The sequence below is a fragment of the Kluyvera georgiana ATCC 51603 genome (assembly GCF_001654985.1).
Lineage (GTDB): Bacteria > Pseudomonadota > Gammaproteobacteria > Enterobacterales > Enterobacteriaceae > Kluyvera > Kluyvera georgiana.
Genome location: NZ_LXEU01000015.1, coordinates 178,334 through 194,743, shown reverse-complemented (window position 1 = coordinate 194,743; position 16,410 = coordinate 178,334). Strand labels below are relative to the sequence as shown.

General features: G+C 55.8%; 15 protein-coding genes. 5 read left to right on the top strand and 10 right to left on the bottom strand.

The genetic code is table 11. The features are described from left to right. Positions 1-65 precede the first annotated feature (65 nt). The 4 genes from M989_RS04030 to M989_RS04015 form a co-directional block, all read right to left on the bottom strand. Positions 66-803, bottom strand: a complete 738-nt coding sequence (locus tag M989_RS04030) for a 1-acylglycerol-3-phosphate O-acyltransferase (protein ID WP_064542366.1) — start codon at positions 801-803, stop codon at positions 66-68. Positions 804-1,017: 214 nt separating this feature from the next. Then, positions 1,018-3,276 (bottom strand): DNA topoisomerase IV subunit A, encoded by a 2,259-nt coding sequence (parC, locus tag M989_RS04025; protein WP_064542363.1) that lies wholly within the window; start codon positions 3,274-3,276, stop codon positions 1,018-1,020. Positions 3,277-3,386: 110 nt separating this feature from the next. After that, entirely contained in the window at positions 3,387-4,253 is an 867-nt protein-coding gene (locus tag M989_RS04020) for an AraC family transcriptional regulator (protein WP_064542361.1), read from the bottom strand. A 70-nt stretch (positions 4,254-4,323) separates the two neighbouring features. Then, a complete protein-coding gene (locus M989_RS04015; protein WP_064542358.1) occupies positions 4,324-4,719 on the bottom strand; it encodes a YgiW/YdeI family stress tolerance OB fold protein in 396 nt (131 codons plus the stop codon). A gap of 149 nt (positions 4,720-4,868) precedes the next feature. Here M989_RS04015 and qseB point away from each other — a divergent pair, with 149 nt between their 5' ends. The 4 genes from qseB to M989_RS03995 all read left to right on the top strand — a co-directional run bounded on the left by qseB (position 4,869) and on the right by M989_RS03995 (position 7,907). Beyond that, positions 4,869-5,528 (top strand): quorum sensing response regulator transcription factor QseB, encoded by a 660-nt coding sequence (qseB, locus tag M989_RS04010; protein ID WP_064542355.1) that lies wholly within the window; start codon positions 4,869-4,871, stop codon positions 5,526-5,528. After that, positions 5,525-6,874, top strand: a complete 1,350-nt coding sequence (gene qseC, locus M989_RS04005) for a quorum sensing histidine kinase QseC (RefSeq protein ID WP_064542352.1) — start codon at positions 5,525-5,527, stop codon at positions 6,872-6,874. Before qseB ends, qseC begins: the two co-directional genes overlap by 4 nt. Before the next feature lie 106 nt (positions 6,875-6,980). After that, entirely contained in the window at positions 6,981-7,562 is a 582-nt protein-coding gene (locus M989_RS04000; RefSeq protein ID WP_064542349.1) for an NAD(P)H-dependent oxidoreductase, read from the top strand. A 30-nt stretch (positions 7,563-7,592) separates the two neighbouring features. Continuing rightward, entirely contained in the window at positions 7,593-7,907 is a 315-nt protein-coding gene (locus tag M989_RS03995; protein WP_064542347.1) for a putative quinol monooxygenase, read from the top strand. A 50-nt stretch (positions 7,908-7,957) separates the two neighbouring features. Here M989_RS03995 and M989_RS03990 read toward each other — a convergent pair whose 3' ends face one another. The 3 genes from M989_RS03990 to M989_RS03980 form a co-directional block, all read right to left on the bottom strand. Beyond that, positions 7,958-9,148, bottom strand: coding sequence for a glycoside hydrolase family 88 protein (locus M989_RS03990; protein WP_064542344.1), 1,191 nt, complete (start codon positions 9,146-9,148; stop codon positions 7,958-7,960). 25 nt (positions 9,149-9,173) lie between these two features. Further along, positions 9,174-10,442: an oligosaccharide MFS transporter gene (locus M989_RS03985; RefSeq protein ID WP_064542340.1), complete on the bottom strand. Its 1,269-nt coding sequence runs from the start codon at positions 10,440-10,442 to the stop codon at positions 9,174-9,176. Positions 10,443-10,538: 96 nt separating this feature from the next. Beyond that, on the bottom strand, positions 10,539-12,377 hold the full coding sequence (locus M989_RS03980; RefSeq protein WP_064542338.1) for a DUF2264 domain-containing protein: 1,839 nt from the start codon (positions 12,375-12,377) through the stop codon (positions 10,539-10,541). A gap of 152 nt (positions 12,378-12,529) precedes the next feature. Between M989_RS03980 and M989_RS03975 the strand changes: the two genes are divergently transcribed. After that, entirely contained in the window at positions 12,530-13,438 is a 909-nt protein-coding gene (locus tag M989_RS03975; protein WP_064542335.1) for an AraC family transcriptional regulator, read from the top strand. Here M989_RS03975 and M989_RS03970 read toward each other — a convergent pair. Genes M989_RS03970 through M989_RS03960 form a run of 3 tightly spaced genes read right to left on the bottom strand, consistent with a single transcriptional unit; the run spans position 13,389 to position 16,274 of the window. Beyond that, entirely contained in the window at positions 13,389-14,678 is a 1,290-nt protein-coding gene (locus M989_RS03970) for a TRAP transporter large permease (RefSeq protein ID WP_064542332.1), read from the bottom strand. The genes M989_RS03975 and M989_RS03970 overlap by 50 nt on opposite strands. Positions 14,679-14,690: 12 nt before the next feature. Beyond that, complete coding sequence (locus M989_RS03965; protein WP_064542329.1) at positions 14,691-15,239, bottom strand: TRAP transporter small permease; 549 nt, start codon at positions 15,237-15,239, stop codon at positions 14,691-14,693. 57 nt (positions 15,240-15,296) lie between these two features. Beyond that, positions 15,297-16,274, bottom strand: coding sequence for a TRAP transporter substrate-binding protein (locus M989_RS03960; RefSeq protein WP_064542326.1), 978 nt, complete (start codon positions 16,272-16,274; stop codon positions 15,297-15,299). Positions 16,275-16,410: the final 136 nt, after the last annotated feature.

Genomic DNA, 16,410 nt, shown 5'->3' with positions numbered 1-16,410 from the left:
GAAATCACTTTCCCGACAGCAAAAAATCTACGGCGCGAGCGTTTGCTCACGCCGTCAACAGGGCATTACTTTTTCGCGGCGGCTTCGCGTTGGGCCACTTCCTGGTCCAGCTCATCGATTTTAGCCTTCATCACTTCCCGGCAGTGCTTCGCCAGATCGCGCACCTGGTCTTTGCCCCACGCGCTGGTGTCGATAGGATCCAGCATTTCCACAATCACCTGGCCGTTATTCCAACGGTTGAGTTTGATTTTATTGGAGGTATTCGACACGCACACCGGGATAATCGGCACGCCCGAAGCGATAGCCGCGTGGAACGCGCCGGTTTTGAACGGCAGCAGGCCGCGACCGCGGCTGCGGGTTCCTTCCGGGAACATCCAGAAGGAGATTTTGCGTTTCTGAAAAGTATTGACCACTTCCGCAATGGTACCGTGCGCTTTCGCACGGTTGTTGCGGTCAATCAGCAGGTTACCCGTCAGCCAGTACAGCTGGCCGAAGAACGGGATCCATACCAGACTCTTTTTCCCTACCGTAACGGTTGGCGGCAGCACGATGTTTGCGGCGGTAACCATGTCATAGTTGTTCTGATGGTTAGCGATGTAGATGGCGTTGCCAAAGCTTTCCGCACCGGCGGGCAGGCGGGTTTCAACCTTGAGACCAAAGACGGGCGCCAGGCGGCCAAACATATGTCCGAAGGTGGCGACGTGTTTTGGGTTACGCGGGCTGAACAGACAATAGATGCAGCCAAAAATGCATACCAGGATGCAGTAAATGACAACAATAATGACACGTAAAATAAATAGCATAGCGTCCTCTGACCCCTGAACCGCTTAGAATTATACCGTCGGTGCGCGGCTGTCATGTACGCCGGGCGCACATTTCCAGCCAGGCATAACGGGCACGTATACCGGACAGGGCTTTGTTACTTGCAGACCCCTGCAAAAGGGTATTGTTAATCGCAACGGCTGAATTAACAACGGTTTTACGGCAAATTTTCCCCCGCCCAGCGGCGGGGAAAACTTACTCTTCGCTATCGTCCACCTGCGCGCGCTGCGGCGAATCAATCTCCACACGGTCGATTTTCTGCAGGCCGCGCATCAGCGTGCCGCGACGACCGCGTTCACCGGTCACTTTTTGCAGTTCTTCCGGGCGCAGTTTGATCTTACGTTTGCCCACGTGGAAGGTCAGCGTGCTCTGCGGCGGCAGGATATACAGGTGTGCAAGGCTATCGGTACCGTTGGCCGCTTCCGCCGATGGGATACTGATAATCTTGTTACCCTTACCTTTCGACAGCTGCGGCAGATCGCTCAACGGGAACATCAGCATACGGCCCGCGGCGGTGATCGCCAGCAGCATGTCGGACTCGTCCTCAACGACCAGCGGCGGCATCACATGGGCATTTTCCGGCAGCGAAATCAGCGCTTTACCAGCACGGTTACGCGCCACCAGATCGTTGAAGGTACACAGGAAACCATAGCCCGCATCGGAGGCCATCAGCAGCCTGGTATCGTCCCCTTCCATCAGCATATGCTCGACGGTCGCGCCTGGCGGCAGCGTCAGTTTACCGGTCAGCGGTTCGCCCTGCCCGCGCGCGGACGGGAGCGTAATCGGGTCAATGGCGTAGCTGCGACCGGTGGTATCGACAAACACCACCGGCTGGTTGCTCTTGCCTTTCACCGATGCTTTCCAGCTGTCGCCCGACTTATAGCTCAGCCCCTGCGCGTCGATATCGTGGCCTTTGGCGCTACGCACCCAGCCCATCTGTGACAGCACGATGGTGACCGGCTCGGACGGCAGCATATCGTGCTCGCTCATCGCCTTCGCTTCTTCACGCTCGTGCAGCGGCGAACGACGGTCGTCGCCGAAAGCATCCGCATCGGCCTGCAGTTCTTTCTTCAGCAGGTTACTCATCTTGCGCTCGGAGGCGAGGATCGCCTGCAGCTGATCGCGTTCTTTGGCTAAATCGTCCTGCTCGCCGCGAATCTTCATCTCTTCGAGTTTGGCGAGATGGCGCAGTTTCAGCTCAAGGATCGCTTCCGCCTGCGTTTCGCTGATGCCAAAGCGCGACATCAGCGCGGGTTTCGGCTCATCCTCGTTACGGATGATCTCGATCACTTCATCGATGTTGAGAAACGCCACCAGCAAACCTTCAAGGATATGCAGGCGCTTGAGCACTTTCTCCAGACGATAGTTCAGACGACGGCGCACCGTGTCACGGCGGAACGCCAGCCACTCGGTGAGGATCTCCAGCAGGTTTTTCACCGCCGGGCGGCCGTCGAGGCCAATCATGTTCAGGTTGATGCGGTAGCTTTTTTCCAGATCGGTGGTGGCAAACAGGTGATGCATCACCGGCTCCATGTCCACGCGATTGGAACGCGGCACGATCACCAGACGGGTCGGGTTCTCATGGTCAGATTCATCGCGCAGGTCGTCAACCATAGGCAGCTTTTTGTTGCGCATCTGGGCCGCGATCTGTTCCAGCACCTTGGCGCCGGAAACCTGATGCGGCAGTGCGGTAATCACCACCGCGCCGTCTTCCTTGGTCCACACCGCGCGCATGCGCACGGAACCACGACCGTTCTGGTAAATTTTGCGGATTTCCGCACGGGAGGTGATGATTTCCGCTTCGGTCGGGTAGTCCGGCCCCTGGACAATATCCAGCACTTCGTCGAGGGTGGTCTGCGGTTTCTCAATCAGCGTAATCGCCGCTTTCGCCACTTCGCGCAGGTTGTGCGGCGGAATATCCGTCGCCATGCCCACGGCAATACCGGTGGTGCCGTTCAACAGGATGTTCGGCACGCGCGCAGGCAGCATTTTCGGCTCCTGCATCGTGCCGTCGAAGTTGGGCACCCAGTCAGCCGTTCCCTGCCCCAGCTCGCTTAGCAGCAGCTCGGAGTATTTAGACAAGCGGGATTCGGTATAACGCATCGCCGCGAATGACTTGGGATCATCCGGCGCGCCCCAGTTCCCCTGGCCATCGACCAGCGGGTAACGATAAGAGAACGGCTGCGCCATCAGCACCATGGCTTCATAGCAGGCGCTGTCGCCGTGCGGATGATACTTACCCAGTACGTCACCAACGGTACGGGCGGATTTTTTAAATTTGGCGCTGGCGTTCAGCCCCAGCTCTGACATCGCGTAGACGATGCGGCGCTGTACCGGCTTCAGGCCATCGCCAATAAACGGCAACGCACGATCCATGATCACGTACATGGAGTAGTTTAAGTAGGCGTTTTCCGTAAATTCATGTAGCGCAAGGCGCTCTGCCATATCGCTCATTAACAGGGGATCCTCAATCTGCATGCTGACCGTTCGGACGGCAATATTGCCGCAGATAATACCCTATCTCACGGTCTGAGTCACAAACCGTGAGATAGGTTGCAAGGAAGTTAACGAAGCGGCAGATAGATATCCGTCAGCAGCTCATGTTCCGCCACCTCATGGACGAAATTCAGGTACTGGAAGAAGAGCGGAAAATCGCGCGGCGTCTCGCCGCTAGCCGGTAGCCATTCGCGGAATAAATACCACACGCTCTCCGGGAGGCTGTCGAGCGCTCCCTGATGGCGCACCACCGCGCAGCGCCCGCCGGGAATCTCGCTATTCACCACGCCAACGTCATTTTCAGCTATCGGCTGGCGGACGCTGCCGCAGATAGCAAAGCGGAATTGATCCGGCGGCGTGGTCTGCGGGTCGTGCCAGGCGATGCCAAAAGTCTGACTGCTGGCAATCGGCGACTGGCCCGTTTCGCGTCGCCATGCAATAAATTTCGCCGCGCTGGCGTTGACCTTATCCGGATGCCCCAGATGCGTCAGCATCGCAACGCGGGTAGGTGGAAAATCAACGATTTTTACGTCCATTACATGCTGCTCCTGTAACGCAAGTTTAGGAACGCGTTGGTGCCAGGCCAGCCAGTCCGGCGATTGCCGGAACCGGCGCGGGCTTTGACCAAACGCGGTTTTGAAAGCACGTGAGAACGACTCCGGATTCTGGAACCCGGCATCCAGCGCGATATCGATAACTTTATCCTGCGGATTAAACGCCAGCCGCCATGACGCGCGGCGCAAACGCAGCCACTGGATATAGCGATAGAGCGGAAGCCCGCTCCAGGCGGTAAACTGCCGGTGAAAATGAAACGGCGAGCTGTGCGCCATCCGGCTTAACGCTTCAATCGACAGAGGCTCATCCAGATGACGCTCAATGTGGTCGCAAACGCGCCGCAGACGTTCGGAATAAGCCGCGCTTATCAGGTCATTCATCACTGCCTCCTTGTGGCCTATTCTGCCCACCGGGCGGCGGTGAATCCTGACCGATCTTGCGCTGTGTGGGTTACGGATTCACTTTACGAATTTGCTTCACGTCGACTTCGACAGAGTTCCAGTCTTTATCTACTTCACCCTGAATTTCCACCAGATCCTGCGGGGAGATGGTCTGGCCGTTCCAGCGCTTGTGGTCAATATCGACATTGATGGTGCCGCTGGAATCTTTAAAGATATACAGATCGTCGGAAACACGCTCGGTGATATTACCGCGCAGCGTCACCCAGGTATCGTCACGCATCGACTTCGCGTTTGCCGCGGTGGTTACCGTTCCGCTAGGGCCGGTAAAGCCGCCGGTTTGCGTCGTCGTGGTGCTGGAAGGGCCGGAAAAACCGCCCTGATTAGCCGCGAAGGCCGGTGCGGATGCCAGTGCCAGAATGGCGGCGAAAGCAGCAAGTTTCTTCATGATAATGTCTCCTTGTTATTGGCTGTGCTGCCTATTACACCGTCCAATTCTTAACAACTTCTTAAGCGGAAAAAAGAATTTTTTTTGCTGTACAGCGGCGCTAAAGGCGCGGTTTACTTGGCATTCAGAGTGTCGGCAAGGAGCAAGATATGCGCATTTTATTAGTGGAAGATGACAAGCTTATCGGCGACGGCATTAAGACCGGGCTGGGAAAAATGGGCTTCACCCTTGATTGGTTCACCCGTGGTGAGGAAGGCAAAACCGCCCTCTACACGGCCCCTTACGATGCCGTGATCCTCGACCTGACGCTGCCGGGTATCGACGGGCTGGATATTCTGCGCGAGTGGCGCGAAAACGCCCGCCGCGAGCCGGTGCTCATCCTCACCGCTCGCGATGCGCTTAGCCAGCGCGTGGAAGGGTTACGTCTCGGCGCCGACGATTATCTCTGTAAGCCCTTTGCCCTGATTGAAGTCGCCGCCAGGCTGGAGGCGCTGATTCGTCGCGCCCATGGGCAGCCCAGCAGCGTACTACGTCACGGCGACGTCGAGTTGGATCCCGGCAGCCTGACCGCCACGCTAAAAGGCGAAGCGCTGGTGCTCAAACCCAAAGAGTTCGCGCTGCTGGAGCTGCTGCTGCGCAACGCCGGGCGCGTGCTGCCCCGCAAGCTCATTGAAGAGAAGCTCTACAGCTGGGATGAAGAGGTCATCAGTAACGCCATTGAAGTGCACGTCCACCATCTGCGCCGCAAACTTGGCAGCGCCTTTATCCGCACCGTTCACGGTATCGGCTACACCCTGGGTGACCAATGAATCTGTTCCGCCACCTTAGCCTGCGCGTCCGTCTGACGCTGCTGTTTATGCTGCTTGCCGCCATCACCTGGTGTTTCGCCAGCGCCATCGCCTGGAAGCAAACCACCAAAAAGCTGGATGAGCTTTTCGACACCCAGCAGATGTTATTTGCCAAACGCATCAGCGCCATGGATTTTACCGACCTGTCGGCTTCACGTCAGTGGATCCGCACGCCGAAAAAGGTAAAACACGGCCATCTGGATGACGACGTACTGGCCTTCGCCATCTACACCACTGACGGCAAAATGGTGCTGCACGACGGTGAAAATGGGCCGGACATTCCCTATCACTATCGGCGGGATGGTTTCGATGACGGGCAACTCAACAATGACGATGACCCCTGGCGCTTTCTTTGGCTGACCACCGCCGATAAAAAGTATCGCATCGTTGTCGGCCAGGAGTGGGATTACCGTCGCGAGATGGCGCTGGATATCATTACCAGCCAGTTGACGCCGTGGCTTATCGCACTGCCGGTGATGTTTTTGCTGCTGATCGTGCTGCTGAGCCGCGAGCTGGCGCCGCTGAAAAAGCTGACCCGCACGCTGCGCCAACGCGACCCGGATGCCAGTGAGCCGTTGAACACCGATAGCGTACCGACGGAAGTACGCCCGCTGCTGGATGCCCTCAACCAGTTGTTCCGTCGAACCCACGACATGGTGACCCGCGAGCGGCGCTTTACCTCTGACGCCGCCCACGAGCTGCGCAGCCCCTTAACGGCGCTGCGGGTGCAGGCCGAAGTGGCGCAGATGTCTCAGGACGATCCAGAAAGCCAGCGTAAAGCGCTGATGCAGCTGCATGAGGGTATTGACCGCGCCACCCGGCTGGTGGAACAGCTGCTTACCCTTTCGCGCCTGGATTCGCTCGAACAGCTGGCGGACGTGCAGAGCGTCGCGTTGGACGAGCTGCTGCAATCCTCCGTCATGGACATCTACCACACGGCGCAAAAAGCAGGCATCGAAGTGCGGCTGCATCTCAATGCTCAGTCGGTCACCCGGACGGCTCAGCCGCTGCTGCTGGGTCTGCTGGTGCGTAACCTGCTGGACAATGCCGTGCGCTATAGCCCGGCAGGCAGCGTGGTCGACGTGACGCTGACCCCTGACGGGTTTAGCGTGCGCGACAACGGGCCGGGCATCAGCCCGGAGGCGCTGGCGCGCATCGGCGAACGTTTCTATCGCCCGCCGGGCCAGGATGCCACCGGCAGCGGCCTGGGGCTGTCTATCGTGCAGCGCATCGCGGCGTTACATCATATGTCCGTGACTTTCCGCAATGTGCCCAACGGCGGTTTCCAGGTCGATATTCGTGGCTGAAGAGATTATTGCTATTTCAGCAAAAGACTTTGCACATTTTGCACATTTAACCCCAGCAAGTTGCCGGGTATCATGGCTGACAAAGGCATTTTATTGAGGACATATAATGAGCAATATCCTGATTGTTAACGGCGCGAAAAAATTCGGCCACTCCAACGGCCAGCTGAATGACACCCTGACCGAAGTCGCGGAAACCTTCCTGCGCGACCTCGGGCATGATGTTAAAGTGGTTCGCGCCGACGGCGACTACGATGTCAAAGCCGAAGTGCAGAACTTCCTGTGGGCGGACTCCGTCATCTGGCAGATGCCGGGCTGGTGGATGGGCGCACCGTGGACCGTGAAAAAATACATCGATGACGTCTTCACCGAAGGTCACGGCTCCCTGTACGCCAGCGATGGCCGCACCCGCTCCGACGCGAGCAAGAAATACGGTTCTGGCGGCCTGATTCAGGGCAAAACCTACATGCTGTCCCTGACCTGGAACGCACCGATGGAAGCCTTTACCGATAAAGAACAGTTCTTCCACGGCGTGGGCGTTGACGGCGTGTATCTGCCGTTCCACAAAGCCAACCAGTTCCTGGGAATGGAAGCGCTGCCAACCTTTATCGCCAACGACGTGATTAAAATGCCGGACATTCCGCGCTACGTTGCAGAATATCGCGAGCATCTTGGGAAAATTTTTGGTTAACTGTTAGTCAGGAATTAGAAGGAGTTAATCATGTTGACAGTTATTGCTGAAATCCGTACCCGTCCCGGCCAACACCACCGTCAGGCGGTACTGGATCAGTTCGCGAAAATTATCCCGACCGTCCTGAAAGAAGACGGCTGCCACGGCTATGCACCGATGGTTGATCACGTCGCGGGCGTGAGTTTCCAGACGACCGCCCCGGACTCAATCGTGATGGTCGAAATGTGGGAAAGCGTGGCACATCTTGAAGCGCACCTGCAAACCCCACATATGAAAGCCTGGGGTGAAGCGGTGAAAGGCGACGTGCTGGATACGAGCATTCGTATTCTGCAAGCGGGCGTTTAAGCCCGTATTTCACTGGAGTCGGCGTAAACACGCCGACTCCAGACGACATATTACCAGTACAGCTTCCAGCTCTGCGTCATACGTACCAGCGCTTCCACATAGAAGTAATCCCCCCAGCTACAGCACTCATCCACGCCTTTATCGCTGGCGAAGTGATACACCGAATGCTTCAGCACGCCGGTACCCGGCTCGTCTAACCCCATCAGATAGTTTTTTGACAGCGACGACATGATGCCCATCGCCCACTGCTGATAGCGTTCACGATCCGGATCGGTGGTCGGCAGATGCTTCACCAGCTCCAGCAGTCCACATACCGCAATCGCCGCCGATGACGAATCACGCAGCGCATCGGTGCCGACAAGCGCCAGATCCCAGTGACAGATCGCATCCTCCGGTAAACGGTTAAGGAAGTAGTTCGCCAGCTTTTTCGACAAGCTAATCAGTTCCTTATCGCCGGTGTAGAGGAAACTCAGCATAAAGCCGTAGATGCCCCACGCCTGGCCGCGCGACCAGCAGGAGTCGTCGGCATAACCCTGCTGCGTTTTGCCAAAGCGCGGTTCGCCGGTCTGCACGTCCATATAGTAGGTGTGGTAGGTCGAAGCATCTTCACGCACCAGATACTTCGCAGACTGACGCACATGCGCGCGGGCCGCATCGGCAAAGCGCGGGTCGCCGGTCTGTTCCGTCGCCCAGTACAGCAACGGCAGGTTCATGGTGCAGTCGATGATCATGCGCCCGGCCTGCTCCGGATCGGTCAACACGCCCCAGGCCTGAATGATTTCCGCTTTGCGGTGGAAGCGTTCGAGCAGCGCTTCCGCCGCCTGCAGGGAAAAACCGCGCGCGTCGCGATTGCCGGTCAGGCGCCACGCCGATACGCAGGAGAGCGTGTACAGAAAGCCCAGATCGTGGGTATTGGTATCATGACGCCCGGCAATGCGCAGGCCGAATGAACGCACGTGTTTTTCCGCCAGCGCCCGATACTTCTCATCACCGGTCATTTCCCACGCCAGCCAGAGCTGCCCGGTCCAGAAGCTGGTGGTCCATTCAACGTTTTCGGTTAACGGGTAATAACCTTTAACGCAGGCCTCGCCGGGGAATTTATCACCGAAATCCGTTAAATGACGGCTAATCAGCTTAAGGACATGGCTACGCGCCGAGCACAGCTCATCGTTAAACGTTTGCAGATTAACGGGAGCGCCCGGGAATTCACGTAATTTTTCCTCAACGATTTGGTTTAACATATTCGGTTCCTTCAATCAGTAAGGCTTATTTAGAAATACCATTTTCAGCCACATCAAGGGCTGGCTGGCGATGATTCTGACGTTTACAGGCGGATAAAGTGAACGCGGAGATAAGCGTAAAGAACAGCGCAATTCCGCCCATAATAATATAGGTTTTTTCGAAACCAATACGGTCGTACAATAATCCTGCCGGGGACGAGACCACGACGTTACCGATATACAGCATCGCCTGATAGCCTAATAAATACATGGTGGCATTAACGCGTTTATCGAAATGCTCGGCAATATATTTAAAGACTGATACCAGCAGCAGACAAATTTCCAGACCGTACAGCGGCTTAATAACGGAAATCAGCAGATGAGAGTCGCACAGGCCTGAAATAACCAGTCGTGCGCCAACTAATGCGCCGACTATAATCAGACCGCGTTTTGCACCGATATAATTCACAAACATCGGCATAAATATATACATCACAAATTCGGTGCCGGACTGTACCGTGCCGAGCAGGCCAAATATGGTATTCCCTTCATGAACATCATCAAAGAAGGTCACAAAATAACGGGAGAACTGCTGCTCAGCGACAAACATCATCCATGCAACCCCGGCCACATACAGGCAGAAGGCCCAGAATTTGCCGCTTTTCAGCAGATCGAAAACGTCTTTCAGGACAATTTTATCTTTAGAAATCACAGCACTTGCATTCGCCGTCTGGGTATCGACCTTCAGGCTGATTAACACTGCCAGCATGACCAGCGACGCTACGCTGCCGAGAATAAAGTTGTAGGCCGGAGAGATATTAAACAGCAGACCGGAGAATGAGGACGCCACCGCCCAACCGAGCGAGCCCCACATACGAATCTGGCCGAACTCCATGCTGTTCAGACGGCTGTAACGATCGGCATACGATTCACAGGCCGCCACGCCGGCATACCATGCGAAGCTCAGATAAATTGCCCCGACAATAATCCCGAGGGTGGTGTAAGACAGCAGCAGTGGCTGGTATACATAAATAAAGAACGGCGCCATCAGGGCGGACATCACCACCACAAAATAGAGCAGATATTTACTCATGCCGATTTTATCAAGAATATAGCCGTAGATCGGTTTGAGAATCACCGAGAATATTCCGTTAACGGCAAAAACGGTGCCAATAACTGCGCCACTGAGCTCCGCTTTTTGCCCGAGCCAAATGGCAAAGAGGCCAATACTGGCGGACCAGGTAAAGAAGTATAAAAAGATAAACGAACTAATTTTGTAATATTCAAGCCTGTTTGGAGACGCTATTTTTTCCATACGGTCCTCGACAAAACTTTGTAGGGTGCCAGCTCTGAATCATGACAATTCAAAGCTGGCGAGGGGATATTCCGGTTTATTCTTTTATCCGGAGGGTTATAAACTTAAATTTGTTATTTTTCCGCTCACGTTATCCCTGACGCTTAGCGCATTGTTTTCAATATGCAGCATCGGCAATGCCGGTAGCGGTGCATCCGCGTCTCCGCTCGCGGCGACGGCGCAACACAACCAGTGTTCGCCGGGGGCGATATCGCCAGAGAGCATGGGGATAGCCGCGCATTCCGGGAACATCACGCTGCTGTTTGGCGGCGTAATCACGCAGTCAGCCTGGCGCACCGCGTGCGGGGAGAGATCGACCACCACGCTGGTACCATTAGCGGCACGAACGCGGCTTTGGCCTCCAGTGATTTCCGCATCGGCCTTCATCACCGCGAAACCGCCCTCCACCGTTTGCAGACGACGCGCGGTATTAACACGGTGAACGCGCACGTGCCATTCGCCGCAGGGAATCAGCCAGGTATCGATCTGCACGTCGTGCCACGGCAGCCAGCGGGAGTAGATCGCGCCGTCCAGCATCTCCACGCGGGCGCATTCGCGACGCCCACGCCAGTAGTTGTCGTTATCCGACAGCAGCAGCATGGAGTCGCAGGCCGCGTGTTTAATGCCATAGCGCCCACGCTCGATGGTGAAACCAAAACGGGTGGAGTAGGCAAATTTGGTGTATTTGGCTTCGGTATTGACGTAGTTGTTCAGCTCCAGCTGTCCGGAGGTGAGCATCACCACGTGCTGCGAACCTTCATCGTGTTGCAAAATCTGCTGTGCCGGGACAATGGCGTGAACCGGGTCTAACGTCGGCAGCGGCAGCTCTTCAGCCTGCCAGAACGCATGATTGGCGGGCAGCGCCAGAATCAGGAACACTTTCAGCGCCCAGTACGGCGAGCCCGGTGAATTGTAGTCTTCGCACATCGCCAGATTCGGGTACGCGAAACCCAGCGTTAAAATACCGTCGCGATCGAAAATCGGCTGCGCCAACCACCAGCGCAGGTGACGCAGGATAATGCCTTTCACGACGCCCGGCGAGAACACATCAAGCTCAGCAAACGCCACGCCGCTCCAGAAAGCCACCATGGCAAAACGGTAGGTCAGGCTGCGACCAAACGGCACCGACGCGCCATCGGCGGCGGACATGTAGATAAAATCTTTGGCAAACAGGCTGGCGCGATCGCGCAGCGTCGCCGCGCGGGCCGGGTCATCATTGGCGTTCAGGGTGGCGTAAATCAGGCCATAGAAGTGGAACGCCATCGAGATGTAGTAGTCTTTCGGCCGGCCGGGGCCATCGGAGTACCAGCCGTCGCCAAGATAGTAGGCTTCCATCATCTCAAAGCGACGGTCGATCGCCGCCTGATCGTAAGGCAGCCCGGCGCGCTTAAAGCCCAACTGGACAATCACCGCGAAATAGTTCCAGTTGCTGTCCGGCATCTGGGCATCGGTGATTTGATTCAGCCAGCGGTGCAGATTTGCCAGTTCTGCGTCGCTGAAATGCGCGGTCAGTTTGTTCTGCAGCAGCGCCAGCCCCAGGCCGTAGGCGGCCATTTCGACCAGCCGCTGATCGTACGGCCCGGTTTCGCCCCAGTAGGACGGGCTGTGCGGATCGGTGCCAAGCTTAATGGCCGTAATATACTTGTCGCTGAACGGCGCCTCTGCCCCGCCCGCCAGCAGCGGGAACAGCCCCCAAAGCGCTCTCGATAAGCCCTCCATCTCCGCGATATCCGTGGTGTAGTGCGCACAGGTGTTACCCAGCGAAAACTGCGCCACGCCAGCGGGAAATTGTTTATCGAGAGCGCTCAGCATCGTCATCAGCGTTGTTGTTACGTCTTCTCGTGATGACAATATTTTTGATATTTCGCTCACTGTCCTGCCCCCTGAATTAACCATCCTCGAAAGTGGCTAAAGGATAGAGAATTGGCAGTACTGAGAAATGTTAACCCGGTCACAACTGATACGATTGCGTGAGTCGCCGCTTGCTAAAATTTAAAACAGTGGTTTAGTAGTAAGATTAACCCGGCAAAAATTTAAATATATTGCACATGACATCGTCCTGGAATGCCGAACATCTTGAGCTGATCACATTGAATGATACGGTGGCGTCATTCAGCCGGCTTTTTGCCAACACCGTGCGCTACCATCACTGGCACCAGTGTCTGGAAATTCTCTACGTTGAAGAGGGTTTTGGCGTGGTGATCGTCGACAATCGCCAGTACACCATGCGCCCCGGCCGGCTGTTTTTCTTCCCGCCATTTACGTTGCATAAAATCATGGTGGATGAGAAAGCGCAGGACAGCTATCGCCGTACCATTATTCACGTCGATCAGCACGCTATTGCCAAACTTCTCCGTCATTTTCCCGATAATCACCGCCGTTTGCAGATGCTTTCCACACGGGGCCGCCCGGCATTTGTCGCCGATTTAGCCGAGATGCATCCGCATATCGACCATCTGTTCAGCCTTTATGCCCGTGCCGCCAGCCTCTCCGCTCTCAGCACCGAGCAGATCGCCTGTATGCTGATGACGCTATTTAGCATGCTGCCGCCGGTACAGGAAAAAATGACCGACACCTCGCGCGGTATCGCCAGCCCGGTGATGTTCTGGATTGAGGAGAATTATCAGAAGAAGTTCAGCCTTGATGCGCTGGCGGCAGAATTGGGCAAATCACGCAGCTACCTGTCGCGCCGCTTTCACGCCGAAACCGGGGAACATATCCACGATTATCTCAATACTATCCGCCTGCGCCGCGCCTGCGAACTGCTGCTGCACAGCACGCTGCCGGTGAGCGAAATTGCCGGTCAGGTGGGGTTTACCGAGGTGACTTACTTTATTAGCTCATTTAAAAAGGGGATCGGTGAGACCCCCTTGCAGTATCGGAAAAATCACGTTTCGCGCCAGCGGGCTAGTGGAAGCGCCCCGGCAACCACAGCGAAATCATCGGAATATAGGTGATGATAATCAGCACCAGGAACAGTACGCAATAGAACGGAATCATCGCTTTAACCACGGTTTCAATCTTCTGCCCGCTGACGGCGCTGGCCACGAACAGTACCGAACCTACCGGCGGCGTGATCAGCCCAATGCCTAAGTTCATCATCATGATGATACCGAAGTGCACCGGATCGATACCCAGCTCCACCACCACCGGCAGCAGGATCGGCGTCAGGATCAGAATCAGCGGCGCCATGTCCATCAAACAGCCCAACAGCAGCAGCATGATGTTGATGATTAACAGGATGACGTACTTGTTATCTGACAGCGACAACAATGCGGCAGAGATCTCCTGCGGCAGCCCTACCAGCGTCATCACCGAACCAAAAGCGGCGGCAAAAGCGATCAGCACCATCACCATAGTGACGGTTTTAATCGTGCGGTGGATAAGCTTCGGGAAATCTTTCAGCTTGTATTCGCGGTAGACAAAGAAGGTGACAAACATCGCCCAGATACAGGCAATCGCCCCTGACTCCGTCGGCGTAAAGAAGCCGGAGAGGATGCCGCCGGAGATGATCACAATGGTCACGAGTCCCCAGATGGCGTCTGAGGCAATCTTGATCTTGCGCTTCAGCTCAACGCGCGCTTCTTTCGGATAGTTGTTTTTACGTGCCGCAATCAAACACATAACGATAAGCGTCAGGCACAGCACCAACGTGGGAATGATCCCGGCGAGGAACATCGCCGGAATGGTCACCGCCGCGGTGTTCGCCACGATAGCAAACAGCACCGAGTTATGGCTCGGCGGCACCAGGATCGCCTGTACCGAGGCGCTGGCGGTCAGCACCGCGCCAAAAGAACGCGGATAGCCTTTACGCTCCATTTCTGGGATCAGCACCGATCCGATCGAGGCGGTATCCGCCACCGAAGATCCAGAAATCGCGCCAAACAGCGTGGAGGCCAGAATGTTAACCAGCGACAGCCCCCCGCGGATCCAGCCGACAAACAGCCCGGCAAAATCCACCAGCCGTCGCGCCATTCCCCCTTCAGCCATGATCGCCCCCGCGAACACGAAGAAAGGAATGGTCAACAGGTTGACGTTATCGGTACTGTGGAAAATGGTGATAACCAGGCCATCGAGCGAGAAGTCCGCGAAGGCGGTCACCACCACGGCGGTCAACCCCACGGCGTAGGCCACCGGCATCCCCACGGCCATCAACACCACGAAGGTCACGACAAATATAATCAGCGTTAAGTCCATTGCTTGTGCCCCTTAGTGACCGACTTTCGGCGAGCCAAACTGCACCAGCTCGCGGTGCGTTTGCGGGCCGCACAGCAGTTTTTCAACCACGAACAGCAGCGTGAAGAACGAACCCAGCGGAATTGGTAAATGGGTGATCCCCGAGGTCAGGAACGGCAGCGACGGCACCACGTCCTCCCAGGCATCCATACAACCGATAATCCCCCAGTGAATGATAAACAGGCAGGTGGCCAGCATCGCCAGATCGACAAACACCGCCAGCCCCTTTTTCATCGCCGGGTTAATGTGATCCACCAGCATCGTAATCGCGATGTGGCTGCCCGCCCGATAGGCAGCGGCCGCCCCCACGAAGGAGAAGGTGATCATGCAAATCTGCGACAACGGTTCCGGCCAGCTGGTTGAGGCATGCGGGAGAAAATCGAGCCATGCCGGAAAATCAGGACGAAAACGGGCGTAAATCCCCACCAGATAAATAAACGTCATAAATAATAGGCTGATCCCTGACAGCCAGATACAGATCCGATACACGCCATCCATGACCAGGACATAGATATTTTTCATTGTTATCTCCAGATCAAAACGGGCAGGCCAGCACGCGCCGTCCTGCCGCCACGGGGATTATTTGGTGTCCTGAATTTCTTGCATTAAGTCGCTGAACTGCTTGCCATATTTCTCGCGAACCGGCGCGGTGGCATCGACAAAGGGTTTTTTATCCACCGGCAGGAATTTCACGCCCTGGCTTTGCAGACGCTGTTTGGATTTCTCGACGTATTCAGCCCATAGCACGCGTTCTTCCGCCTGCGCTTCTTTGGCCAGCTTCACGATCAGCGCCTGATCTTCCGCCGACAGCTTGCTCCATTTACGCTTCGAGAAGGCGAGCACTTCCGGGATCATAAAGTGTTCGGTGAGGTCAAAATATTTGGTACCGGCCACCACGTAGTTTTCAGTATCAAAGGTCGGTTCGTTGTTTTCTGCTGCGTCAATCACCCCGGTTTGCAGGCTGGCGAAGACGTCGCCAACCGGCAGAACGATCGGGTTAGCGCCCAGCGCTTTAAAGGTATCGAGGCCAATCGGGTTGTTTTGCAGACGGATCTTCACCCCTTTCAGATCGTCGAGGGTGGTGATCGGTTTTTTGGTGATCAAGCTGCGCGAGCCCGCGTCCATCCAGCCAAGGAAAACCAGACCGAGGTTGCTGTCGGAGATCTCTTTCGCCAGTTTGCTCCCCACGTCGCCATCCAGCACTTTGTGCTGATGATCGGTATCGCGGAACACAAACGGCATGTTGAAGACGCTCACCTGCGGCAGGATGCCGCCAACCGGTGCCATAGAAACGCGCAGAATATCAATCGCCCCGGCACGGGTCTTTTCCAGCGTGGTGCTTTCATCTCCCATCTGCCCACTTGGGAACATCCTGATGGAGAGACGCCCGTCGGTTTGTTGACTGAGCTTCTCCCCCATGTGAATCACCGCAGCAGTCGTCGGATAATCAGCGGGATGCACATCTGAAGCGATGAACACCGTTTTCGCCATCGCCGCCGCAGACCCCATCAGTAACGAGAAAGATAAAACGCTTAAAGCCAGTTTTCTTCTTAACATAGACGATTCTCTTGTAAGGAAAGATAAAATTCACTATGCGAATCACTTGCCTGCATAGATTGACGTCCATGTTCAAAAGTATGTTTTATGTCCAGCGGAAGAATATGGTAGAAGTCATACAACTAAAGTGTGACCT